The following is a 22048-nucleotide window of genomic DNA, read 5'->3' as shown; positions in this document are numbered from 1 at the left end:
TGGCTGGACAACCAGTTTTCAGTTTGGTCGGCGAAGCCTCCCGCGCCGGCTCACTTGACTTCAACGAACGGAAGGGTCGTTCCCGGCAGCATGGTTGTCGGCAACTGTCCATTCCATTTCTCGGAATTGTTCAGACGGATGATCACATCGCCGTTGACGCCGAGCGCCTCCGCCCGGGCACGGATTGCCGCGGCGTCGGCTTCACCGCGCAAGCGGATGCGTTCGGCGTCGGCTCTGGCCTGGATCTCGGTGGCTTGCGCGGCGGCCGTGGCCGTGGCGAGCTGGCTGTCGGCGCTGGCCTTGGCTTGCGTCACGGTAATCTCCGCCTGGACCTTCTCGCGTTCGGCGTTCTGGCGCAGCTTCATCACTTCGATTTCGGCAAGCATGCGCTGCTCGACGGAGTTCTCATAGGCGTCGGAGAAGATGATGTCTTCGATATTGACCTGATCTATCACCAGGGGACCGACAATGCCCGCCCGAACGGCGCTTTCGACATCGGCGGCGAACTTGCCCCGGTTTTGGATGACCGATGCGGCGGTGTAGCGTCCGAACACCGTCTTGAGGTCCTGCGGCAGTTTGCGGGCAATCAAGCGGGACTCGAGACCCTCGACGCCGGAGAATTGCCGGTAGACCTTGTCCACATCGGCCGGTGGCACGTGGTAGACCACCGAAACGGACAGGCTGGCCGGCTGTTGGTCCTGGCTATAGGCCTCAAGACTGGTGTCGTTCGCCCACCGCAAGGCGCGTTGGGTCACGTCGATCCTCACGACGCTCTCGAAGACCGGAAGCTTGAAATGCAGTCCGGGTTCGACGGTCGCCACAAAGGCGCCGTTTCTCAAAAGAACGCCGCGCTCGGTCTCTTGAATCGTGAACCAGCCACTGTTCAGAATGGCCAAGAAGATCAAGGCTATGACGCCCAACACGGCTAAGCGAAAATATGTCATTGCCGAAGGTTCTCTCGGAAAGCCTATTGCCGACATAGTGCGCCGCCCACGCTGGGTTCGCAACTTCCAAGTGGTGAGAAGAATGATCCTGGCGGTTGCGTGAAATGAACGGCCTGCCGGCGAGTCAGAGCCCGCCGCACCGGCTCTAGATATCCAAATCCTCGGCGAACTCGGCATTCTCCTGGATGAACTGGAAACGGCCTTCCGGCTTGTTGCCCATCAGGCGCTCGACCGAGTCCGCCGTCTGTTCCGCTTCGTCCTCCACCAGCACGACGCGCAGGAGCGTGCGCGTCTTCTTGTCCATGGTGGTTTCCTTGAGCTGCGACGGCATCATCTCGCCCAGGCCTTTGAAGCGACCGATCTCCGGCTTCTTGTTCTTGAAGGTCGTGCGCAGCAGCTCTTCGCGATGGGCGTCGTCGCGGGCGTAGATGGTCTTGCCGCCGTGGGTCAGGCGGTAGAGCGGCGGCACCGCGAGATAGAGGTGGCCGCCACGGATGAGCTGGGGCATCTCGCGATAGAAGAACGTGATCAGCAATGAGGCGATGTGGGCGCCGTCAACGTCGGCGTCGGTCATCACGATCACCTTGTCATAGCGGAGATCGTCTTCCCGATAGTGCGAGCGGGTGCCGCAGCCGAGGGCTTGCAACAGGTCGGACAGCAGCTGATTGGCCGTCACCTTGTCGCGGCCGGCGCTCGCCACGTTGAGGATCTTGCCGCGAAGCGGCATCACCGCCTGGCTGGCGCGGTCGCGCGCCTGCTTGGCCGAACCACCGGCCGAGTCGCCCTCGACGATGAACAGTTCGGACCCCTGCGCCGCGTTCTGCGTGCAGTCGGCGAGCTTGCCCGGCAGACGCAGCTTGCGCACGGCGCTCTTTCGAAGAACGTCCTTTTCCTGGCGGCGGCGCAGGCGCTCGTCGGCGCGCTCGACGATCCAGTCGAGGAGGCGACCGGACTGCTGCGGCGAAGCGGTCAGCCAATGGTCGAAGGCATCCTTCACCGCCGTCTCGACGATGCGGGCGGCTTCGGCGGTGGACAGCTTGTCCTTGGTCTGGCCGACGAACTCGGGCTCGCGCACGAAGACTGACAGCATGGCGCCAGCCGAGGTCATCACGTCCTCAGGCATCACCTGAGCGACGCGCTTGTTGCCGGCCATCTCGCCATAGGCCTTGAGCGAGCGGGTGAGGGCGAGGCGAAGGCCCTGTTCGTGGGTGCCGCCATCCGGGGTCGGGATGGTGTTGCAGTAGGAGTTGACGAAGCCATCGCCGGCAAACCAAGAAACGGCCCATTCGACGGTACCATGGCCGCCGGTGCCGACACGGCCGGCAAACAGGTCGTCAGTGACGCGCTTCTCGCCGTCGAGCGCTTCGACCAGGAAGTCCTTGAGGCCGCCGGGAAACTTGAACACCGCCTCGGCCGGCGTCTTCGAACCTTCGACCAGCGATGGATCGCAGGACCAGCGGATTTCGATGCCACCAAACAGATAGGCCTTGGATCGGGCCATCTTGAAGATGCGCGCCGGTTCGAACCGCGCGTCTTCTCCGAAGATCTGAGGGTCCGGCTTGAAGCGCGTCTTGGTGCCGCGCCGGTTCATGGTTTCGCCGAGCCGCTGCAGGCCGCCCTGAGGCACGCCGCGCGAGAAGCTTTGCTTGTAGAGCTGGCGACCGCGCGCCACCTCGACGTCGAGCCATTCGGACAGGGCGTTGACCACCGAGACGCCGACGCCGTGCAGACCACCGGACGTCTCGTAAACCTTGCTGTCGAACTTGCCGCCGGCATGCAGGGTGCACAGGATCACTTCCAGCGCCGACTTGCCGGGAAACTTGGGATGCGGATCGACAGGGATACCGCGGCCGTTGTCGTTGACGGTCAGGAACCCGTCGGCATCAATCCGCACCTCGATCCACGAGGCATGGCCGGCGACCGCCTCGTCCATCGAGTTGTCGATCACCTCGGCGAAGAGGTGATGCATGGCCTTGTCGTCGGTACCGCCGATATACATGCCCGGCCGCCGGCGCACCGGCTCCAGCCCCTCCAGAACCTCGATGGCCGACGCGTCGTAAACGGCTTCTGCCGGTGCGGGGGGCTCGACGCGCGAACGCGTTGATTTGGGCGCGCGAACGGACACCGCCGCCGCCTGAGCCGCCGTGCTTGCCGGCGGGGGGAGTGTTCCGAACAGGTCGTCCTTTTCCATGCGTTCCGTCTTCGTCCATGAGCCGGCTGTGCCAGCCATTCCGCCTGTCGCCGGGCAACGCTGATTCGCGCGCCCCAGAGTTTGCCACGCCAACGGAGGAGGCGCCAATCTCGTTCTATATGTGTTCCGGCTCGTACACCGACGATCCGGGTACCGTCAACGCCGTTGAGGCGTTCTTAACTGTGACGGCGCCAAACTCCGGAACGTTCATTGGTGGTTTGTCATGCGTCGAAACCAGTATCAAGATGCCGTGCTCCGGGAACTCGGAGCCGTCCACACCCGCGCCTTCGTCGCCGGCCATCGCCTCGGCGGCATGCGGCGCCATCTTCAGGAGGTGGCGGCAGAACCACCGTTCACGAGCGGCGTCTTCGCGCTGCCGGCCGTGCTGGTGCTGCTCTCGCTGACGGCGCTTATCCTTCTGCTCGCCTGATTTGAGCTGGCAATCGTCGCTCTGAGGCGCTAGGGAAACCGCCCCCCATTTATTCGGAGAGCGGTCATGGCGGCGGCAGGCCTCGATTTCGGCACGTCCAACACTACCCTTGGAGTCGTCACGGGCGGTCGGGCGGATATGGTGCGCCTCGAGGGTGACGAGGAGACGCTGCCAAGCGCCACCTTCTACCATCAGGACGGATCCATCTCGGTTGGCCGCGCCGCCATTGCCGCCTATGTCGGTGGCGAGCACGGTCGCCTGATGCGTGCGTTGAAGTCCGTCCTCGGCTCGGCGCTGATGGACGAGACGACGCTGGTCGGCAAGAGTCGCGTCAAATTCCGCGACGTGCTGAAGCGTTACCTCGCGGAAGTGAAGAGGCGCGGCGAGGCGGCGGCGGATGCGCCGCTCACTCATCTTGTTCACGGTCGGCCGGTGCATTTCGTCGACGGCAATCCCGAGGCCGATCGTCTGGCGGAGGCGACGCTGCTTTCCATTGCCCGCGATCTCGGCTTTGAGGAAGTGTCCTTCCAGTACGAGCCCATAGCGGCCAGCCTCGATTACGAGCAGCAGCTTTCAGGAGAAGAGCTGGCGCTGATCGCCGACATCGGCGGTGGCACCTCCGACTTCTCCATCGTCCGCCTCGGGCCGGAGCGGGCAAAGAAGGCCGAGCGGGCCTCCGACGTGCTGGCGAACGACGGCGTCCGCATCGGCGGCACCGACTTCGATCGTCATCTCAGTCTCGGCACGGTGATGCCGCTTCTCGGTTTTCGGTCCAAGCTCGCCCGTGGCGAGCTCGACGTGCCCTCTGTCTATTACCATGACCTCGCCACTTGGTCGGCGATCAACCGCCTCTACGAGCCGCGCGTTCATCGCGAACTCGTGGATCTCGAAAAGCGCTCTGCCAAACCGGAGCTCATCCATCGCCTGATGCGGGTGGTCGACGACGAACGTGGCCATACCCTGGCCATCGACGTGGAGGCGGCCAAGATCGCCGTCGCGGAGAACGGCTCTGTCACCGTGCCCTTCGATTGGCTGGAGCATGGCCTTTCCGCCCATATCGATCACGCGGACCTCGTCCACAACACCGGTGAGCTTGCCAGCCGCATCGGTGCTCGCGTCGATGCCTGCCTTGCAACGGCTGGCGTGGCCGCCTCGGACATCGACGCCATATTCCTGACCGGCGGTTCCACGCGGCTCGAACACGTGCGCTCGGCAATTCTCGCTGTGATGCCGGAGGCGCGTGTCGTCACCGGCAACGTGTTCGGTTCGGTGGGCACCGGGCTCGCCGTCGAGGCGGCGAGACGCTATGGCTGACACCGAAAGCCCAGCTTGAAGAGGCCGTGGGTTCGGCATCAGATGCGTCGGCTTCATGGCTAGGGGGGCGCCCATGAGAACCGGCTGCACCGCAATGATCGCAATCGTTCTGGCAACGCCGGCGCTGGCCGACGATTGCGACGCCTGGAAGGCCGGCATCGAGCAGGACGAGGGCGGGCCGGCGATGACCGCGTCGATCTGTGCCGCCGACCGACCGGACGACCTTCTGCTGATCACTTGCGGCGGCGAGAACAAGTTGGGTCTGCGTTTTCTGCCGATGACGGGCGACGAATATCCACCCGGCGGCGATATGAACCACGAGTCCAAGTTCGTCTTTGCCAGCGAAACCCTGAGCGCCAAGGTTACCCTCCGATATGAGGCGATGGACGGAGCGATGACGGCGACACCGCGTCGCGACAGCGAGCTTGTCAGCGTTCTGAAGGCGTCGGGGCCGATGACGGTGACCGACGCGACCGGCATTCTGCCGGCTGCGACCTTCTCCCTGAAGGGATCGTCAAGAGCGATCGGACGGGTGGAGCGCGCCTGCCATGACTGATTTCTCCGCCGCGACGTTCGACCTGATCGAGATGGAGCCGCCCGAGACCTTTGCGACCTGATCGTCAGGCGCCTCTCGCGAAGATGGCGGCGTCCTTCACCTGCTCTTCGGTGGGGTGGACGCCGGTATAGAGCGCGAACTGCTCAAGGGCCTGGAGAACCGCCACGTCGGCGCCGGATATCCGCTTGCGGCCGGCCTTCGCCGCCGCCTGCATGAGGGGCGTCTCGACGGGGAGGGCAACCACGTCGAACACCGTCTCCGCCGCTTCGATCGCTTCAGGGGGAAAGGCAAGTGCGCCAGCCTCGACGCCGCCTGCCATGCCGACGGGCGTGGCATTGATGATCAGCGGCGCCGTCAGTCCTTCGGTAGTTTCCGCCCAGTCGAACCCGTAGAGATCGGCCAGCGCCCGGCCGGTCGTCCCGTTGCGGGCGACGATCGCGCCGGAGCGATGGCCCCGATTGCGCAAGGCCGCTGCCACCGCCTTCGCCATGCCGCCTGAGCCGGCGAGAAGGAAGGGCGTCGAGGGCGCGATTTCCGCATGGTCGAGCAGATCGAGCACCGCGCTATAGTCGGTGTTGTAGCCGGTGAGCCAACCGTCGTCGTTGACGATGGTATTGACGCTGTCGATGGCCGCCGCCGATCCCTCGATGTGGTCGAGCAGCGGGATGACGGCTTCCTTGAACGGCATGGAAATGGCGCACCCGCGAATGCCGAGCGCCCGGATGCCGCCGATGGCGGCCGGGAGGTCCCGGGTGGTGAAGGCTTTGTAGACGTAGTCGAGGCCGGTGAGCTCGTAGAGCCGGTTGTGAAAGCGCGAGCCGAACTTCCCCGGTCGGCCGGCCAGCGACATGCACAGTTGTGTCGACGGACCGATGGCGGGCTTGTCGGGCATGTTTCGATCTCCGTTGCAAACTCCGACGAGCATAGGCGCGCGTCGGCCCGACGGGAAGCCGCGGCCGGCCGGCTATCCCCCGTGCAACGAAAAGCCGCCCGACCTTGCGGCGGGCGGCTCGTCGGAACCGGACGCCTCGGTGGCGTCCGGCATGGTTCTGAAGGTCTGCCTCAGACCGAGTAGTACATGTCGAACTCGACCGGATGCGGGGTCATCTCGTAGCGCATGTTCTCTTCCATCTTCAGCTCGATCCAGCTGTCGATGAAGTCGTCGTCCATGACGCCGCCGGCCTTGAGGAAGTCGCGGTCCGCGTCGAGCGAGGCCAGGGCCTCACGCAGCGAGCCGGCAACCGTCGGGATGGACTTCAGCTCTTCCGGCGGCAGGTCGTAGAGGTTCTTGTCCATGGCGTCGCCCGGATGGATCTTGTTCTTGATGCCATCGAGGCCGGCCATCAGCAGGGCCGTGAAGCAGAGGTACGGGTTGGCGGCCGGATCCGGGAAGCGGGTCTCGACGCGCTTGGCCTTGGGGTTGGTCGTATAGGGGATGCGGCAGGAAGCCGAACGGTTGCGGGCCGAATAGGCCAGCAGCACCGGCGCCTCGTAGCCCGGAACCAGACGCTTGTAGCTGTTGGTCGACGGGTTGGAGAAGGCGTTGATGGCCTTGGCGTGCTTCAGGATGCCGCCGATGTAGTAGAGGCAGGTCTCGCTGAGGTCGTTGTACTGGTTGCCAGCGAACACCGGCTTGCCGTCCTTCCAGATCGACTGGTGGACGTGCATGCCCGAACCGTTGTCGCCGAACACCGGCTTCGGCATGAACGTGGCCGTCTTGCCGTAGGCGTGGGCAACCTGATGGATCGCATACTTGTAGATCTGCAGGTGGTCGGCCATGCGGGTCAGGCTCGAGAACTTCATGCCGAGCTCATGCTGGGCAGAGGCCACCTCGTGGTGGTGCTTCTCGACGACGACGCCCATCTCGGCCATGGCCGACAGCATCTCCGAGCGCATGTCTTGCAGGCTGTCGATCGGCGGCACCGGGAAATAGCCGCCCTTGGTGCGGACGCGGTGGCCGAGGTTGCCCGACTCGTACTCGGTGTCGCCGTTGGTCGGCAGCTCGACCATGTCGAGCTTGAAGCCCGTGTTGTAGGGCGTCGCCGAGAAGCGGACGTCGTCGAACACGAAGAACTCGGCTTCCGGACCGAAGAAGACGCTGTCGCCGATGCCGAGCGTGGCAACGTAGGCTTCGGCCTTCTTGGCGATCGAGCGCGGGTCGCGGCTGTAGGACTGGCCCGACGAGGGATCGACGATATCGCAGACGATGACCAGCGTGGTCTGGGCGAAGAACGGATCGATGAAGGCCGATTCCGGATCGAGGATCAGCGTCATGTCGGATTCGTTGATAGCCTTCCAACCGGCGATTGACGAGCCGTCGAAGGCGGTGCCGTTCTCGAACATGTCCTCGTCGACGAGGCCGATATCGAAGGTCACGTGCTGCCACTTGCCTTTCGGGTCGGTGAAGCGCAGGTCGACGAACTTGACGTCGTTGTCCTTGATCATTTTCAAAACGTCAGCACCAGTGGTCATTTGCCCTTCCTTTCGGGTTTCTGGTCTTGCTGGAGCGCTTCCCGGCCAAATGCCTGGCCGACCGGAATGCTCCAATTTCCCTGGGTTGTCCTCATGTGCCGCCCGGCCGCGCATTTGCGGGCCGTCAGGCGTGAGGTCAGATTGCGTCGTTGCCGGACTCGCCGGTACGGATGCGAATGGCGTCCTCCACGGGCGACACGAAGATCTTGCCGTCGCCGATGCGGCCCGTCTGCGCCGCATTGCGGATCGCATCGACGGCCTTGGCGACCATGTCGTCCGTCATGACGACTTCGATCTTCACCTTCGGCAGGAAGTCGACGACATATTCGGCGCCCCGATAAAGCTCCGTATGGCCCTTCTGCCGGCCGAAGCCCTTGGCCTCGGTGACGGTGATGCCCTGAAGCCCCACTTCCTGCAGCGCTTCCTTCACCTCGTCCAGCTTGAAGGGCTTAATGATAGCCTCGATTTTTTTCATCGACCCCTTGTCTCCGTTGCTCCAGGCGCCCGCGCGAGACGATTTTTCGCCCTGCGCCGACCGAGACGCACCCTCTCAAGCATTCGACGTGCCAGTTCGGGGGCAAGCCGGTTCCTGGCGAAAAATGAGGCGGCTGGCAGTCACGAGTGGGGACGTATATCGAACTTTGCCCAATGAGACGGCCTAATTGTTGTGCATATGGGACTCTATTGAGCAGACTTCGGCTTCGTTAGTGGATTGTTTGCCAGTGCAAACATGTCCGGATGCAACACGTCGAGCTGCGTGTTTGCGACATTTGTTGCTTTCACTCCAAGGGCGTAGAAGAGGAGCGCCCGCGTGTTGGGTGGATGGCGCGCGCACTAAACCGAGGGAGTGAACCGAATGCAGGGCGAGTTGTTGCTGACTCCAGCGGAGATGAGCCGCGCCGACGCGCTGACCATCGCGGCGGGCATTCCCGGCGAGCGTTTGATGGAAAATGCCGGCTATGCCGTTGCCGATGTCATCTGTGCCCGCTTCAGTCAGGGCGCCCGGGCCATCGTGCTTTGTGGCATGGGTAACAACGGTGGCGACGGCTTCGTCGTTGCCCGTGTTCTCAAACAGCGCGGCCTCGTCGTGCGCGTGGCTCTTGCCCTATCCGAGGGGATGACCGCTCGCGACCTCAAGGGCGACGCCGCCGGCGCCGAGAGAGCCTGGCGCGGCGAGACCTTGCCGGCAACACCTGAGCTTTTCGATGGTGCAACGGTCATTGTCGACGCGCTCTATGGGGCCGGCCTCAGCCGTGACATATCCGGACGCGACGCCGAACTGATCGCCGCCGTCAACGTCGCCCACGCCGAGGGCGCGCGGGTTTATGCCGTCGATCTCCCGAGCGGCATCGACGGCAGCACAGGTGAGGTCCGGGGAACAGCGGTCCTGGCCGACGAGACGGTCACCTTCTTCCGCCGTAAGCCCGGGCACCTGCTTCTCCCCGGGCGCACGCACTGCGGCCGCGTTCGCCTGGCCCAGATCGGCATCGGCTCGGAGGTGCTGGCCGAGATTGCGCCGCAGACTGCCGCGAACGGCCCCTCGCTCTGGTCCGATTGCTGGCCGGAGGCGGCCATCGACAGCCACAAGTACAGCCGAGGCGCGGCGCTGGTGGCGTCGGGGCCGCTCCCGTCCTGCGGCGCGGCCCGTCTCGCCGCCGAGGCGGCGCTCAGGTCCGGCGCGGGCATCGTCACGGTGGCAACACCTCCGGATGCCGTGGCCACCGTTGCCGCGTGGCGTGCGGCCTTCGTCGTCAAGCCGGCCGCCGACATGGCGGCGCTAGCGACGCTCCTCGGCGAGCCGCGGCTTCGGGCCGCTGTACTGGGACCGGGGCTGGGCCTCGGGGACGACGTCTGGCAGGCCGTCCGCGGGGCGCTTGAGGGCAACATGGCGCTGGTGCTCGACGCCGACGCCATCACTCAGGCTTCGCGCCGTCCGGACGAAACCTTCGCGCTTATCAAGGCGCGTGAAGGCGGGGTAGTGCTCACGCCGCACGAAGGGGAGTTCGGGCGTCTATTTCCGGATATTGGCGGCTCGAAGCTCGACCGTGCTCGTGCGGCGGCGGCGCGCTCCGGCGCGGTCGTTCTGCTCAAGGGGCCGGATACTGTGGTTGCCCATCCCGACGGCCGCGCCGTCATCAACGAGAACGGCACGGCTGCGCTCGCCACGGCCGGGTCGGGCGACGTACTGGCCGGCATCATCGGAGGCCTGCTTGCGGCCGGCCGCCCGGCCTTCGAATCGGCGGCACTCGCTGTCTGGATGCATGGCGAGGCCGGTCGGATTGCCGGTCCGGGCTCGTTCGCAGACGAGATTGCCGTTGCCCTGCGCAGCGTTCTTGCCACAGGCCGTCCCGTCCCCAGCCCGATACCCGGCAACGAGGCGGGCGATACTGGCGTGCTTGCCACGGACTGACAGCCCCTTCATCCCATGCTGGGTGGCCCCTACCGACGCAACGGCAGGAAAAGTGGGCTTCAGCCCGCTTTCCACTGGTCGCGGAAGCGAATGGGAACGTTGAAAGATTCCCGGAATTCCGCGATTTTTTGGCGGTTGATTTGGCTTTTTTGACCGAGCTTGTCTATTTAGTCGAAAAAATGCCTGACGGGGGTTTCCCTTTCGTCGGCAAGTCGCTATATACCGGCCGTCGCCGCAAACACGGCGCTTGACGCGGGGTGGAGCAGCCCGGTAGCTCGTCAGGCTCATAACCTGAAGGCCGCAGGTTCAAATCCTGCCCCCGCAACCAAAACGAACCAAAGACCTCAGCAAAATCAATGATTTGCTGAGGTCTTTGTTTTTGCAGGTTTATCCTGCCCTAAGAAAACAAGTAGTTAGTGTCGCTTGTTCAAAGCGGGGGGGGGGCTAGTAGCCCGCAACCATCATGCGGCGTGAAAGCACCTGTCGTCTGATCGGGCGCCTCTTGTCCGAAAGCTCGCTGCATTGACCGAAAGCCGACGGACACGCGTTCAGTCAGCTATTATTATGAAGCGGAGGAAGACCGAGGTTTGGGCGCTATCCGATCTCTTTGAATGAGATCGTCACCTATGTGATTGTTTCCGATGGATCATCCTGCCAGTCTTCGCTTCACTCCGGTCGGATAGTGACTGTTAGTGTGCCATCATCTCCTCCGCGATCTCCTTCGAATCCAGCGAGGATGGATAGTAGGTCGGCCAGTTCGTCACTTCCTTCAGCAGCGCTGCGCGATCGTTGCCCCAATAGAGGTGATAGTGGTCGGCTGAAGCGGGCGCGATCCTGTGATCGCTGAACTGGATGAACTGCGGAGCGTCGGCGTCGCCTTCGATTTTCTTGAAGATGAAGCGCACGCCGCGATTACCCTTGGCGTAAGTCAGGATTTCGAGGCCGTCGTCAGCATAGCGGGCTTCTATCGGCTTGCCGCTGCGGAAGAACGTAACCGTGTCCCCCTCAATCGTGATGCGCTCGACATCGGTCTTGTAGCCGATCTCATAATAGGCCTTGTAGTCCTCGGCGCTCTTGTCGCCGCTTTCGGCCTTGTGGGCCATGACCTGATCGAGCGTCCCGTCCTGCAGATAGGGATAGACCGATTGCCAGTCTCCGGCCCAGTCCGATAACGCCCGCGCCTGGACCTGGCTGTCCTCGAAATAACCCTTGGAAATTTGGGAGTCCCCGTGATCGTGGGCATGATGGTGACCGTGATCATCGCCATGGCCGTGCATCTTGCCGGAACCGCCAACGGCGACGATGTTGAACGGCTTGCCTTCGAGAGGGATTTCGCCCGCCTGGGTGAACTGCACGGCATCGATCAGATGAAGCGTGCTGCTCAACGGGTCGGTGACGACGATCTTGTCGTCGGCAACCGTGATGCGCGGTCGAGGATCGCTCCAGTGGCCGTCCATCGAATAGGGATCGGTAATCCGCATGGATTTGGTAATCTCGCCCTTCAGAATATCAACCTGGTGCAGCTGACCGTCCTCGGTGAAGACATAAGCAAACCGCGCACGGATCGGATCGACGGCGAAGTGGACTCGACGCGTCGGGAGCTGCACCAGACGGAAGGCTTCCGTTGCCGAGGGATCGACGAGAATGATGCGATCGGCACCGTAGTTGCCGACGAAGTATTGCAGTCCCTTGCCCCCGATGAGCGTGGACGCGCTGCCCTCCGGCAGCGATGGCGAGTAGGGCAGGTGCCTGATCTCCGGGGTATTGCCGGCCTGCGTGATCAGGAGCAGGCCCGTGTCGCAGGCCAACGCATGGATGTTGCCGGAGCCGGCCGAGCCGTGAAGGCCAGGGCAGGGGATATCCTCGCCGACCTGCTGGCCGTCGCCTTCGACGATGCGCGCGCCGATGGGCCGCTTGGATGCATCTTCCGGATTAGGGATCGTCACGACGGCATGGTCGTCATAGGGGACGGCGACGCCGTGGTGAGGGGCTGTCACGTTGACGGCGCGAAAGCTCGACTGTCCGCCGAGAACCGCCTTTTCGTCGAACAGCCGGACCGTGTCTTCACCATCGAACCATTGGGCCACTTTGCCCTGACGTTCGACGAAATGTCCCGGTTTCCCGCCCGAAAGGGAAAAGTCGAGCAGCTTCGGATCATCAATGTCGATATCGCCATGATCTCCGTGATCGTGGAAGGCAATGCCCGTGAAGATGGCCGAGACTTCGCCAGCGCTCCCCTGAACGGCAAAAACCGTCTCGCCAGTCTCGCTCCGATAGAGCGTGGCCGGCCCCTTGAGCGTGAACGTGTCGAGTGTGTCGCCATCAAGCGCATCGATGACGGTGACCATGGGCTTTTCGTGATCCGAGACGAAAAGTCGCCACGCCGTCACGTCGTCATCGGCAAGGGCGCTGCCTGCCAATCCCAGCGCAACCGCTGCCACGGAGGCCGAAAACAAATGTAATCTCATGGTGATATCCTTTTCAGGTTGCTAAAGATGAGGTCATTCGCAGCGCGGCGCCGATCAGGGACCGACAACCGTCTGGCTGATGGTCCTGGCGTTGTGCCGCATCATTTCGACATAGGTCGGGGCCGGCCCGGCGCTGTCGGAGAGCGCGTCGGAGTAGAGGACGCCGCCAAGCTCAAGGCCGGCTTCGGCGGCGATCTGTTCCACGAGGCGCGCATCGGCGATGTTCTCGGCAAAGACCGCCGCCGCGCGCCTGTCCCGCATTTCCTGCACGATGCCGGCGACATCGGCGGCGGAGGCTTCGGATTCGGTTGAAACGCCCACCGGTGACAGGAAGGTCAGGCCATATTCGCGCTCGAAGTATCGAAAGGCGTTGTGAGCCACGACGACCGTGCGGCGATGTCGCGGGATGGCAGCGATCCGCGCTCTGATCTCGTCGTCGAGCTTCGAGAGCCGATCGAGGTAATCGGCGGCGTTGGATCGGTACGCGTCGCAACCGGCGCTGTCGGCATCGCAGAAAGCCGCTGCGATGTTCGTCACGTAGATTTTCGCGTTCGCGACCGATTGCCAGGCGTGTGGATCGAAAGCCGCCTCGTGAAAGACGGCTTTGCCGTTATAGTAGTGGTAGTGTCCACCCGCCGGGTCCCGGATGATCTCCGCGCCTTGCGTGAGCTCCATGACTGGAGCCGACGTCCCGCTGGCCTCGATCAGGCGCGTGAGAAACCCTTCGAACTGAAGCCCGTTGACCAGGATGACATCCGCGCCGGCCATGGCGATCGCATCGGATGGTTTCGGGTTGTGAACATGCGCGTCGCCATTCGGCCCGACCACGGTTCGCAGGTTGATCCTGTCGCCACCGACCTCGCGTGCGAAATCGCCGATGATGGAAAAGCTCGCAACGACCTCCAGCGTCCCCGTTGCCGAGGAAGGCGTCATGCCCGGAAGGAGCGTCGAGAAGATCAGCGTGGCCAGGAGCGTTTTCGACGTGTGCATGACTGGGCTCCCGTGTTTGACGCGCATAGCTCGATGGCCGCGTCGCAATCGCCTGATGGTCAACAGCCTGAATTCCAAGAGCACGGCGTTTGCGACTGCCGGGATCTCGGATGACAAGTGTTATGTTATAACGTTGCATATATGGACAGCCGAGCGATGGCAACCCGAGGGGAGGTTTTTTCACCAACTGCAGTCGCGTGCTGCCACCCCTGCACCGGTGGGATTGGCGACACTACGCACTCGCACACTCAAAATGGCTTGCAAATGTTATGTTATAACGTTACCTAACTTTGTCCGGCGGTATCGGTCGTGGGGCGAGATGAGAAATGGCGCGGCAGAGTGGTGAACGGATCGCAGGTTTGGTGCTGGACTGCCTCCAGAGGGCCGGTCGGCCGCTCAAGGCTTACGAGATGCTCGCCACCCTGCGCCCACACGGGGTCAATGCCGCCATGACGGTCTATCGTGCCCTCGACCGTCTGCAGGCGGTCGGCATGGTGCATCGCGTCGAAAGTCTCAACGCCTTCATCGCCGTTCCCTTCGTCCCCGGCGTCGCCGAGCGGGCGGAGAAGACCCTGGGGGTTGCCATCTGCGATCGCTGTGGTGCGGTTGAACCATTTTGGGATACCGGCCTGACCCGGGCGATGGCGCACGAGGTCAACGACTTCGACGTTCGATCGCTTTCCCTTGAGTTGCACGGGTTTTGTGAGGACTGCCGGCCAGCCGCCGAACCGCCGAAGCCCGACCTTCGCCAACAACGGAAGAGATGACCATATGACTGCGATTCCCGTAACGGTGCTCGCCGGCTTTCTCGGCGCCGGCAAGACGACGCTGCTCAACCGTATCCTCAGCGAGCCGCACGGCAAGCGCTATGCCGTCATCGTCAACGAGTTCGGCGAAGTCGGAATCGACAACGACCTCGTCGTCGACAGTGACGAGGAAGTGTTCGAGATGAACAACGGCTGCATCTGCTGCACCGTGCGCGGCGATCTCATCCGCATCATCGACGGCCTGATGAAGCGCAAGGGGCAGTTCGACGGCATCCTGATCGAAACCACCGGTCTCGCCGATCCGGCGCCTGTAGCGCAGACTTTCTTCATGGATCCGGACGTGCGACGAGACACCCGTCTCGACGCCATCGTCACCGTCGTCGATGCGCGCCATTTTCCCGGTGCCAGCCGCGATACGCCCGAAGCGGCGGAGCAGGCCGCCTTCGCCGACATACTCCTGATCAACAAAACGGATCTTGTGTCGAGCGACGAGCTCGCCGCCCTGCGCCGGCAACTGCGCGGCCTCAATCCGACGGCGACGATCGAGGAGACGGCTCGCTGCGACATCCCACTCGATCGGGTTCTCGGCCGCGACGCCTTCAATCTCGATCGCATTCTTGAAATCGAGCCGGAGTTCCTGGATGGCGATCACGAGCATGATCACGACACGGCGGTGTCGAGCCTGTCGCTGGTCTCCGACGACCCGATCGATCCGGCCCTTTTCCTTCCCTGGATTGGCGACACGGCCCAGAAGCTCGGCGGCGACATCCTCCGCATGAAAGGCATCATCGCCTTCGCCGACGACCCCGATCGCTACACCATCCAGAGCGTTCACATGCTGATCGAGGGCGACCACGGCCGCAGGTGGAAGCCCGGCGAGCCACGGCGATCGCGCCTCGTCTTCATCGGCCGCGACCTGCCGATGGACGTGTTGCGAGCCGGCTTCGAGCGCACCGTCGTCAGGCTCGGTGTCCATTGAGTTTCCTCAACCCTTTCGCCCCCCGGCGGCCGCGCGCCGCCGCCAGCGCGAGCGGGCAGCTCAAGGTCCTGGTGCGGGACACCGTCGGCTTCGATGACGACGTTTCCATCGCCGTCTCCGAGGTGGCTTGCCGACACTCCGATTGTGAAGGCGCCGAAACGCTTGTGCTGATCGACGTCACGGCCGGCGATCTGCGCGTCCTGCGGTTTGCCAAGCCGGCGGCGGATGTCTCCGCCGACGACATCCGCGCCGCCGTCGCCGGCGGCCGATCCGGTTCCCAGATGGAGAGTTGAAGCGTGAAATCCTCGCCTACACCGATTGAGGTGGCCAGTGTCGCGCCGGCTGCTCCGTCATCGCCATTGAGCTGGCTGTCGGCCGGCGCCGGCCATCGCGTGCTGGGCGTGTCCGCCCTGCTCGCGCTGCTCTGGCTGCTGGTGGCCTGGGCGGTGATCCTGCCATGACCGGCCCGACCATTCACCTCAAGGACCTTACCGTTGCCTATGATGGCCACCCCGCCGTTCATCATCTGACGGGCAGCTTCGAACCGGGAAGCTTGACCGCCATCGCGGGCGCCAACGGCGCCGGCAAGTCGACGTTGGTCAAGGCAATCGTTGGCGACCTCAAGCCGGCCGGCGGTTCGATCCTCTTCGAGCATCTCGACCGGCGCGAGATCGGCTATCTGCCGCAAGCCGCCGAGATCGAGCGGCGCTTCCCGATCAGCGTGCTCGACACCGTGCTGCTCGGTGCCTGGCGGCGCACCGGCGCCTTCGGCTGCGTGTCGCGCGCCTTGAGGCGGGCAGGGGAGGAGGCGCTTTCTGCCGTGCGCCTCGATGGCTTTGCCGCTCGACCTGTCGGACAGCTGTCGAGCGGCCAGTTCCAGCGCGTGCTGTTCGCCCGCCTGCTTCTGCAGGACGCCGCGGTCATCCTGCTCGACGAGCCCTTCACCGCCGTGGACGCCCGCACCACTGCGGATCTTCTTGCGCTCGTCGGCCGCTGGCACGGCGAGGGACACACCGTGATCGCCGTGTTGCACGACCATGAGCAGATCCGCCGTCACTTCCCCCGCACGTTGCTTCTAGCCCGTTCCTGCGTGAGTTGGGGAGCGAGCGTCGAGGCGCTGTCGCCGGCCAACCTTTCGGCGGCCAATGCTCTTGCCGAGCGTTGGCATGAAGACGCGCCGGTTTGCGATCTCCGGGCGGAGGACGCGGCATGACCCTCCAGGACCTGCTGATCACCCCGTTCGCCGACTATGGCTTCATGCGTCGCGCCCTGGTCGCCTGCCTGTTGTTGGGTGTCGGATCGGGACCGGTGGGCGTGCTCCTGATGCTCCGTCGGATGAGTCTGGTCGGCGATGCCATGAGCCACGCGGTCCTGCCGGGTGCGGCGATCGGATTTCTGGCGGCCGGCGGTTACTCGCTTCTTGCCATGGGACTCGGCGGGCTCGTTGCCGGCCTGATGGTATCGCTGCTGTCGGGCCTCGTCACCCGTACGACGGTTCTGCGCGAGGATGCGAGTTTTGCCACTTTCTACCTGGCTTCGCTGGCTCTCGGCGTGCTGATCGTGTCGCTGGCCGGGTCGAACCGCGATCTGCTGCACGTGCTGTTCGGCAGTATTCTCGCCATCGATCCGCCGGCTCTCCTTCTGATCGCCGCCATCGCCAGCTTCAGCCTGGTGACGCTGGCGCTGATCTATCGACCGCTGGTGGCCGAGTGTTTCGATCCGGGCTTCCTGCGTTCGGTCGGCGGGCGCGGTGGCCTCTATCACATCCTGTTCCTGCTCCTCATTGTCGTCAACCTCGTCGCCGCCTTCCAGGCGCTTGGCACGCTGATGGCTGTCGGCATGATGATGCTGCCGGCGGCCGTGGCGCAACTGTGGACGCGGACGCTGCCGGCGATGATGACTCTGTCGGTGCTGACCGCGGCTGCCTCCAGCGTCGTCGGCCTTCTTGCTTCCTATCACCTCGGCTTTGCCTCGGGTCCGACCATCGTGCTGGTGGCGACCCTCATCTATGCCGCCTCGCTGATCGTCGGTCCGTCCGGCGCCCTGAAGCGGTTTGTCAAGCGCCCGCATCTGGCGGGCTGAACCCGAAAGGACGATCTAGAATGATCAAGACTCTTGCCTGTGGCCTTCTTGCGGCCACGACCCTGTTCGGCATGGTAAGCCTTGCCGAGGCCAAGACGCTCAAGGTCGTTGCCAGCTTCGACATTCTCGCTGATGTCGTGAAGAATGTCGGTGGCGACAACGTCGAAGTGACGAGCCTCGTCCCCACTGGCGGCGATCCACACGAGTTCGAGCCGTCGCCGGCCGATGCCAAGAAGCTGGCCTCCGCCGACGTGGTGTTCGTCAGCGGCTTCGGCTTTGAAGGATGGCTCGACCGTCTCGTTTCGGCCTCCGGCTACAAGGGCGACCTTGTCGTCGTCTCCGACGGCATAAAGCCGCGCGAGATCGTCGGCGGCCATCATCACCACCATCATGACCATGACGAGGATGGTCACGATCATGACGGCGGCAGCGCCGATCAGCATGAGCATGCCGACGCCGATCATGATCACGCCGACGAGGAGACCGCTAGCGATCCGCACGTCTGGAACTCCGCCGCCAATGTCGGCGTGTGGGTCCAGAATATCGAGAAGGCGCTGGTGAAGGCGGATCCGGAGGACGCCAGTGCGATTGAGGCCAATGCCGAGCGCTATGGCAAGGCGGTGGCCGACCTCGACGCCTACGCGCACAAGGCGATCGACGCCGTCCCGGCGGAAAAGCGGAAGGTGCTGATCAGTCACGACGCCTTCGGCTACTTCGGCCGCGACTACGGCCTCACCTTCCTGTCTCCCGTCGGCATTTCGACCGAGGCCGAGGCGTCGGCCGGCGACGTCGCCAAGCTGATCGACCAGATCAAGAAGGAGGGTATCAAGGTCTACTTCTTCGAGAGCTCGAACGATCCGCGCCTCGTTCGTCAGATCGCCGAAGCCACCGGTGCGGAGCCGGGGGGCGAACTCTACGTCGAGGCTCTGTCGGCCAAGGACGGCCCGGCTTCGGATTACCTCAAGCTGTTCAAATACAACGTCGACCAGGTTGTGGCCGGCATCAGTAAGTGAGTCCGGGCTACATCGGAAATGCTCTGGGTCGGACGGCGAATGCGCCGTCCGGCCATTGACCCGACTCAAGGCGGGTGCCAAACCTGATCCCGTGACGGTCCTTCGGAGACGAAGGTGAAAAGGGAACGCGGAACGGCTCGACGAGCCGAGGCCGCGGCTGCCCCCGCAACTGTGAGCGGCGAGCTTGCGCCATCGGCCACTGGTCTCAACGACCGGGAAGGCGGCGCGGGCGATGAACCGCGAGCCAGGAGACCTGCCGTCCATCCCTGAAACACCAGCCGGCGGCGGGCCGGTGGAGGTTGGTTGATGATCACGCCCGTTTTGCGGAGCCGCTCCGGTTTCTCGCTCTCTTTGCCGCTCGATCTTCGGACCGGCCGGCCCTCTGCCTGATCTCACCAGATCTCTCCCTCACGCGACGCTCTGCGCGCGCCGGATCTCCATGTCCATGACCCATTCCACGCCAATTTTGGCCGTGCACGACCTTGCCTGGGCGGCGAGAGGCGTCTCCATCCTCGACGGCATCGGCTTTAGCCTGTCGCGCGGCGGCCGCCTCGTCATCGTCGGGCGCAACGGCGCCGGCAAGTCGAGCCTTCTGCGCTGCCTCTACCGCGTCAATCGGCCGACTGCCGGCCGCGTCCTTCTCGACGGCGCAGACATCTGGCAGATGTCCGGCCGCGCCTTTGCCTGCAAGGTGGCGACGGTCCTGCAGGAGATGCCGGTCGACTTCGGCCTCACGGCCCGCGAGATCGTCGAACTGGGCCGCCTGCCGCATCGCAGATCCGCGTTCGCCTCGGAGGCTGCCGATGGCGAAATCGTCGGCGGGACCATGGCGCGCCTCGATGTCGACCATCTCGCACACCGCGCCTTTGCCACGCTGTCGGGTGGCGAGAAGCAGCGGGTGATGCTGGCCCGGGCGCTGGTTCAGGAGCCCGACCTCCTGATCCTCGACGAGCCGACCAATCACCTGGATATCCGCCATCGCCTGGAACTGGTCGAGCTGCTGCGTGCCCTGCCGATCACCATCATCGCCACCATGCACGATCTCGATCTCGCCGCCGCCTTCGGCGACGAAATGCTGGTTCTGTCGGCCGGCCGTCTTGCCGCCCACCTCCGCCCCGATGCCCTGACCCCCGAACTGATCCGCGCCGCCTTCGATGTCGAGGCGGAGATTTCGGCCGTCGGCGACGTTCCCCGCTTTTCCTTCGCCTTGCCCGCCAAGGCCATCCATTCCCTGTCTGGAGAGCCCCCATGCTGAAGACCGCTTCCCTTTTCGCCCTGTTCGCTCTCGCCTCGCTGCCGGCGATGGCCGGTGTCGCCGTCAGGAGCTGCGATCGCGACGTCACCTTCGATGCGCCGCCGCAGCGGGCGGTCTCCAACGACGTCAATCTCACCGAGATGATGCTGGCCCTCAAGCTGCAGGACCGCATGGTCGGCTATACCGGCGTCTCCGGCTGGAAGACGCTCGACGCCACGCTACGCGAGGGCATCGGCGAGCTGCCGGAGCTCTCCACCAAGTATCCCTCCAAGGAGGTGCTGGTCGGCGCCGACGCCGACTTCTACTTCGCCGGCTGGAACTACGGCATGAAGGTGGGCGGCGAGGTGACGCCGGAGACGCTGGCGCCGCTCGGCATCAAGGTCTACGAGCTGACAGAGAGCTGCATCCACATCATGAAGAAGGACAAGTCCTCCTTCGCCGACTTCTTCAACGACATCGAAAACCTCGGCAAGATCTTCGGCGTGTCCGACCGCGCCGACAAACTGATCGCCGGCTACGAGGCGCGTCTTGCAGAGATCGAGGCGGGTATCGATCCGAAGGCGGAGAAGCCGCGCGTTTTCGTCTACGACAGTGGTACCGGCAAGCTGTTTACGGCCGGCGGCTATGCCATGCCGACGGCACTGATCGAGGCGGCCGGCGGCAAGAACGTCATGGACGACGTTTCCTCGAGCTGGACCACCGTCGGCTGGGAGGCCGTTGTCGACCGCGACCCCGAGGTGATCGTCATCGTCAACTACGGCGACGTTACCGCCGAGCAGAAGCGGCGGTTCATGCTCGACAACGCGGCGTTCCGCAACATGTCCGCCGTGAAGAACGACCGCTTCGTCGTGCTGGAATATGTCGAGGCGACCCCCGGGCCGCGCAACATCGAGGCCGTGGCCAAGCTGGCCGCCGCCTTCCACCCGGCCGCCAAGTGACTGCCGTTCGGCGGAAGGTCCCAGTGACCGCCGCCGTGTGGCAGAAAGGTTTATCATGACGACGCTCGATCCTCCCATCGCGACAGCGCCGGTGCGGGCCGGCTGGCTCGGCCGGCTGGCCATGCCGGCCAGCCTCGGCATCGGCCTGCCGCTGTTGGCGCTGGCCGTCTGCTGGGCGGTCAGCGTCGGCTCGACGCCGATTCCGCTCAACGTGGTGGCCGGCGTCGCCCTCGATCACCTCTGGCCGGGTGCGGTCGCGGCCGACTGGAGTCCTGGCCGGGCCTCGATCGTCTGGGACATCCGCTTTCCCCGCGTGATGCTGGCCGCCATGGTCGGCGCCGGACTCGCCCTCGTCGGTACGGCGCTGCAGGCCGTGACGCGCAATCCGCTCGCCGATCCGCATCTTCTCGGCGTCTCCTCGGGGGCCAGTTTCGGTGCCATTCTGGCGCTGCTGCATGTCGGGCTGATCTTCGGCCTCTTGACGCTGCCGCTGTTCGCCTTCGTCGGCGCCATGGCGGCGACGGCCCTGGTGATCGTGGTGACGCGGGTTGCCGGCGCGGGCGGGGCCGACCGGATGGTGCTGTCGGGCGTGTCGGTATCCTTCGTGGTGATGGCAGCCGCCAACCTCCTGATCTTCCTTGGCGACCCCAGGGCGAGCCACACGGTCATCTTCTGGATGCTCGGCGGGCTGGGCCTCGCCGAGTGGCGCCATCTCGTCTACCCGCTCGGGGTTCTTGCCGCCGGTGGCGTCTGGTTGCTTGGCCGTGGAGCGGAACTGACGGCGCTCACCGTCGGCGACGAAACCGCCGCCTCGCTCGGCATCGCCGTCGAGCGCTTTCGCGTCGAGATCTTCGTTGTGTCGGCCCTGATCACCGGCACCATGGTGGCCTTCTCCGGCTGCATAGGTTTCGTCGGGCTTATGGTGCCGCACGTGGGGCGCATGCTGGTGGGCGGCAGCGTCCGTCGCCTGGTGCCGGTGGCGGCGATGATCGGCGCCATCTTCCTAGTGCTGGCCGACGCCTTCGCCCGCATCGTCGCCGCCCCCGAGGACATGCCGATCGGCATCGTCACAGGTGTTGTTGGTGGCCTGTTCTTCATCGGGCTGATGACGCACCGGCGGCGGCAGGGACTGGCGCGCTGATCGCGGGTCACCACGGAAGCCAGGTCCAAGGGGCGTGACGGAACATGCCCTCACGACCCATGACCCACTCTTTCCAGTCGACCGAGGTTGGGGCGGGG

The 22048-nt window shown here is 64.4% G+C and carries 20 protein-coding genes, 1 tRNA gene, 2 pseudogenes and 1 riboswitch; of the genes and pseudogenes, 15 read left to right on the top strand and 8 right to left on the bottom strand.

Features of this window, described 5'->3' with window-relative positions:
* Positions 1-50: 50 nt before the first annotated feature.
* Positions 51-1121, bottom strand: a complete 1071-nt coding sequence (locus tag M4J39_RS07335; protein ID WP_251727166.1) for a prohibitin family protein — start codon at positions 1119-1121, stop codon at positions 51-53.
* Entirely contained in the window at positions 1090-3135 is a 2046-nt protein-coding gene (gene parE, locus M4J39_RS07330; protein WP_371875413.1) for a DNA topoisomerase IV subunit B, read from the bottom strand. The genes M4J39_RS07335 and parE overlap by 32 nt, the downstream gene beginning before the upstream one ends.
* A gap of 223 nt (positions 3136-3358) precedes the next feature.
* On the opposite strand from parE, the gene M4J39_RS07325 reads away from it, so the two are divergent.
* The 3 genes from M4J39_RS07325 to M4J39_RS07315 all read left to right on the top strand — a co-directional run bounded on the left by M4J39_RS07325 (position 3359) and on the right by M4J39_RS07315 (position 5435).
* Entirely contained in the window at positions 3359-3565 is a 207-nt protein-coding gene (locus tag M4J39_RS07325) for a hypothetical protein (protein ID WP_251727165.1), read from the top strand.
* Positions 3566-3631: 66 nt separating this feature from the next.
* A complete protein-coding gene (locus M4J39_RS07320) occupies positions 3632-4879 on the top strand; it encodes an Hsp70 family protein (protein WP_251727164.1) in 1248 nt (415 codons plus the stop codon).
* A gap of 73 nt (positions 4880-4952) precedes the next feature.
* Entirely contained in the window at positions 4953-5435 is a 483-nt protein-coding gene (locus M4J39_RS07315) for a hypothetical protein (protein WP_251727163.1), read from the top strand.
* Between the two features lie 64 nt (positions 5436-5499).
* Here M4J39_RS07315 and M4J39_RS07310 read toward each other — a convergent pair whose 3' ends face one another.
* The 3 genes from M4J39_RS07310 to M4J39_RS07300 all read right to left on the bottom strand — a co-directional run bounded on the left by M4J39_RS07310 (position 5500) and on the right by M4J39_RS07300 (position 8382).
* Positions 5500-6327 (bottom strand): shikimate 5-dehydrogenase, encoded by an 828-nt coding sequence (locus M4J39_RS07310; protein ID WP_251727162.1) that lies wholly within the window; start codon positions 6325-6327, stop codon positions 5500-5502.
* A 170-nt stretch (positions 6328-6497) separates the two neighbouring features.
* Positions 6498-7907, bottom strand: a complete 1410-nt coding sequence (gene glnA, locus M4J39_RS07305) for a type I glutamate--ammonia ligase (protein ID WP_251727161.1) — start codon at positions 7905-7907, stop codon at positions 6498-6500.
* Positions 7908-8043: 136 nt separating this feature from the next.
* Positions 8044-8382: a P-II family nitrogen regulator gene (locus M4J39_RS07300; RefSeq protein ID WP_026790983.1), complete on the bottom strand. Its 339-nt coding sequence runs from the start codon at positions 8380-8382 to the stop codon at positions 8044-8046.
* Positions 8383-8763: 381 nt separating this feature from the next.
* Between M4J39_RS07300 and M4J39_RS07295 the strand changes: the two genes are divergently transcribed.
* Together M4J39_RS07295 and M4J39_RS07290 are read left to right on the top strand one after the other, a co-directional pair.
* A complete protein-coding gene (locus M4J39_RS07295; protein ID WP_251727160.1) occupies positions 8764-10317 on the top strand; it encodes an NAD(P)H-hydrate dehydratase in 1554 nt (517 codons plus the stop codon).
* A gap of 251 nt (positions 10318-10568) precedes the next feature.
* Positions 10569-10645: transfer RNA gene (locus tag M4J39_RS07290), tRNA-Met, on the top strand.
* A gap of 361 nt (positions 10646-11006) precedes the next feature.
* On the opposite strand, the pseudogene M4J39_RS23040 reads toward M4J39_RS07290, so the two are convergent.
* The 3 genes and pseudogenes from M4J39_RS23040 to aztC form a co-directional block, all read right to left on the bottom strand.
* Positions 11007-11606, bottom strand: a pseudogene (locus tag M4J39_RS23040) (metal-binding protein ZinT); the annotation flags it as partial.
* A 9-nt stretch (positions 11607-11615) separates the two neighbouring features.
* Positions 11616-12785 (bottom strand): annotated as a pseudogene (aztD, locus tag M4J39_RS07285) (zinc metallochaperone AztD); the annotation flags it as partial.
* A 54-nt stretch (positions 12786-12839) separates the two neighbouring features.
* Positions 12840-13775: a zinc ABC transporter substrate-binding protein AztC gene (gene aztC, locus M4J39_RS07280; RefSeq protein ID WP_251727158.1), complete on the bottom strand. Its 936-nt coding sequence runs from the start codon at positions 13773-13775 to the stop codon at positions 12840-12842.
* A gap of 326 nt (positions 13776-14101) precedes the next feature.
* Here aztC and M4J39_RS07275 point away from each other — a divergent pair, with 326 nt between their 5' ends.
* From M4J39_RS07275 to M4J39_RS07230, 10 genes are all read left to right on the top strand, one after another.
* Positions 14102-14542: a Fur family transcriptional regulator gene (locus M4J39_RS07275; RefSeq protein WP_251727157.1), complete on the top strand. Its 441-nt coding sequence runs from the start codon at positions 14102-14104 to the stop codon at positions 14540-14542.
* 4 nt (positions 14543-14546) lie between these two features.
* Positions 14547-15521 (top strand): GTP-binding protein, encoded by a 975-nt coding sequence (locus M4J39_RS07270; protein WP_251727156.1) that lies wholly within the window; start codon positions 14547-14549, stop codon positions 15519-15521.
* On the top strand, positions 15518-15814 hold the full coding sequence (locus M4J39_RS07265) for a nitrate reductase (RefSeq protein WP_251727155.1): 297 nt from the start codon (positions 15518-15520) through the stop codon (positions 15812-15814). Before M4J39_RS07270 ends, M4J39_RS07265 begins: the two co-directional genes overlap by 4 nt.
* 3 nt (positions 15815-15817) lie before the next feature.
* On the top strand, positions 15818-15982 hold the full coding sequence (locus tag M4J39_RS07260; protein ID WP_251727154.1) for a hypothetical protein: 165 nt from the start codon (positions 15818-15820) through the stop codon (positions 15980-15982).
* On the top strand, positions 15979-16734 hold the full coding sequence (locus tag M4J39_RS07255) for a metal ABC transporter ATP-binding protein (protein ID WP_251727153.1): 756 nt from the start codon (positions 15979-15981) through the stop codon (positions 16732-16734). The genes M4J39_RS07260 and M4J39_RS07255 overlap by 4 nt, the downstream gene beginning before the upstream one ends.
* Complete coding sequence (locus M4J39_RS07250; protein ID WP_251727152.1) at positions 16731-17603, top strand: metal ABC transporter permease; 873 nt, start codon at positions 16731-16733, stop codon at positions 17601-17603. The genes M4J39_RS07255 and M4J39_RS07250 overlap by 4 nt, the downstream gene beginning before the upstream one ends.
* A gap of 71 nt (positions 17604-17674) precedes the next feature.
* A complete protein-coding gene (locus M4J39_RS07245; protein WP_371875434.1) occupies positions 17675-18616 on the top strand; it encodes a metal ABC transporter solute-binding protein, Zn/Mn family in 942 nt (313 codons plus the stop codon).
* Positions 18617-18694: 78 nt separating this feature from the next.
* Positions 18695-18892: riboswitch (cobalamin riboswitch) on the top strand.
* A gap of 169 nt (positions 18893-19061) precedes the next feature.
* A complete protein-coding gene (locus tag M4J39_RS07240; protein ID WP_251727150.1) occupies positions 19062-19871 on the top strand; it encodes an ABC transporter ATP-binding protein in 810 nt (269 codons plus the stop codon).
* Entirely contained in the window at positions 19865-20809 is a 945-nt protein-coding gene (locus M4J39_RS07235) for an ABC transporter substrate-binding protein (RefSeq protein ID WP_251727149.1), read from the top strand. The genes M4J39_RS07240 and M4J39_RS07235 overlap by 7 nt, the downstream gene beginning before the upstream one ends.
* 121 nt (positions 20810-20930) lie before the next feature.
* Positions 20931-21950, top strand: coding sequence for an iron ABC transporter permease (locus M4J39_RS07230; RefSeq protein WP_251727576.1), 1020 nt, complete (start codon positions 20931-20933; stop codon positions 21948-21950).
* The last annotated feature ends 98 nt before the right edge of the window (positions 21951-22048 follow it).

This window comes from Pleomorphomonas sp. NRK KF1 (assembly GCF_023721755.1).
Lineage (GTDB): Bacteria > Pseudomonadota > Alphaproteobacteria > Rhizobiales > Pleomorphomonadaceae > Pleomorphomonas.
The sequence above is the reverse complement of the archived record's forward strand: the minus strand, read 5'-3'. Positions and strand labels throughout refer to the sequence as shown.

Excerpts from the sequence above, each read along its gene's own strand:
- M4J39_RS07235 (WP_251727149.1), top strand. The coding sequence starts at position 19,865 with ATGCTGAAGACCGCTTCCCTTTTCGCCCTGTTCGCTCTCGCCTCGCTG.
- M4J39_RS07270 (WP_251727156.1), top strand. The coding sequence starts at position 14,547 with ATGACTGCGATTCCCGTAACGGTGCTCGCCGGCTTTCTCGGCGCCGGC.
- M4J39_RS07325 (WP_251727165.1), top strand. The coding sequence starts at position 3,359 with ATGCGTCGAAACCAGTATCAAGATGCCGTGCTCCGGGAACTCGGAGCC.
- parE (WP_371875413.1), bottom strand. The coding sequence starts at position 3,135 with ATGGAAAAGGACGACCTGTTCGGAACACTCCCCCCGCCGGCAAGCACG.
- aztC (WP_251727158.1), bottom strand. The coding sequence starts at position 13,775 with ATGCACACGTCGAAAACGCTCCTGGCCACGCTGATCTTCTCGACGCTC.
- M4J39_RS07275 (WP_251727157.1), top strand. The coding sequence starts at position 14,102 with ATGGCGCGGCAGAGTGGTGAACGGATCGCAGGTTTGGTGCTGGACTGC.
- M4J39_RS07250 (WP_251727152.1), top strand. The coding sequence starts at position 16,731 with ATGACCCTCCAGGACCTGCTGATCACCCCGTTCGCCGACTATGGCTTC.
- M4J39_RS07335 (WP_251727166.1), bottom strand. The coding sequence starts at position 1,121 with ATGCCGAGTTCGCCGAGGATTTGGATATCTAGAGCCGGTGCGGCGGGC.
- M4J39_RS07240 (WP_251727150.1), top strand. The coding sequence starts at position 19,062 with ATGACCCATTCCACGCCAATTTTGGCCGTGCACGACCTTGCCTGGGCG.
- M4J39_RS07245 (WP_371875434.1), top strand. The coding sequence starts at position 17,675 with ATGGTAAGCCTTGCCGAGGCCAAGACGCTCAAGGTCGTTGCCAGCTTC.
- M4J39_RS07315 (WP_251727163.1), top strand. The coding sequence starts at position 4,953 with ATGAGAACCGGCTGCACCGCAATGATCGCAATCGTTCTGGCAACGCCG.
- M4J39_RS07320 (WP_251727164.1), top strand. The coding sequence starts at position 3,632 with ATGGCGGCGGCAGGCCTCGATTTCGGCACGTCCAACACTACCCTTGGA.
- M4J39_RS07255 (WP_251727153.1), top strand. The coding sequence starts at position 15,979 with ATGACCGGCCCGACCATTCACCTCAAGGACCTTACCGTTGCCTATGAT.
- glnA (WP_251727161.1), bottom strand. The coding sequence starts at position 7,907 with ATGACCACTGGTGCTGACGTTTTGAAAATGATCAAGGACAACGACGTC.
- M4J39_RS07310 (WP_251727162.1), bottom strand. The coding sequence starts at position 6,327 with ATGCCCGACAAGCCCGCCATCGGTCCGTCGACACAACTGTGCATGTCG.
- M4J39_RS07300 (WP_026790983.1), bottom strand. The coding sequence starts at position 8,382 with ATGAAAAAAATCGAGGCTATCATTAAGCCCTTCAAGCTGGACGAGGTG.
- M4J39_RS07295 (WP_251727160.1), top strand. The coding sequence starts at position 8,764 with ATGCAGGGCGAGTTGTTGCTGACTCCAGCGGAGATGAGCCGCGCCGAC.
- M4J39_RS07230 (WP_251727576.1), top strand. The coding sequence starts at position 20,931 with ATGCCGGCCAGCCTCGGCATCGGCCTGCCGCTGTTGGCGCTGGCCGTC.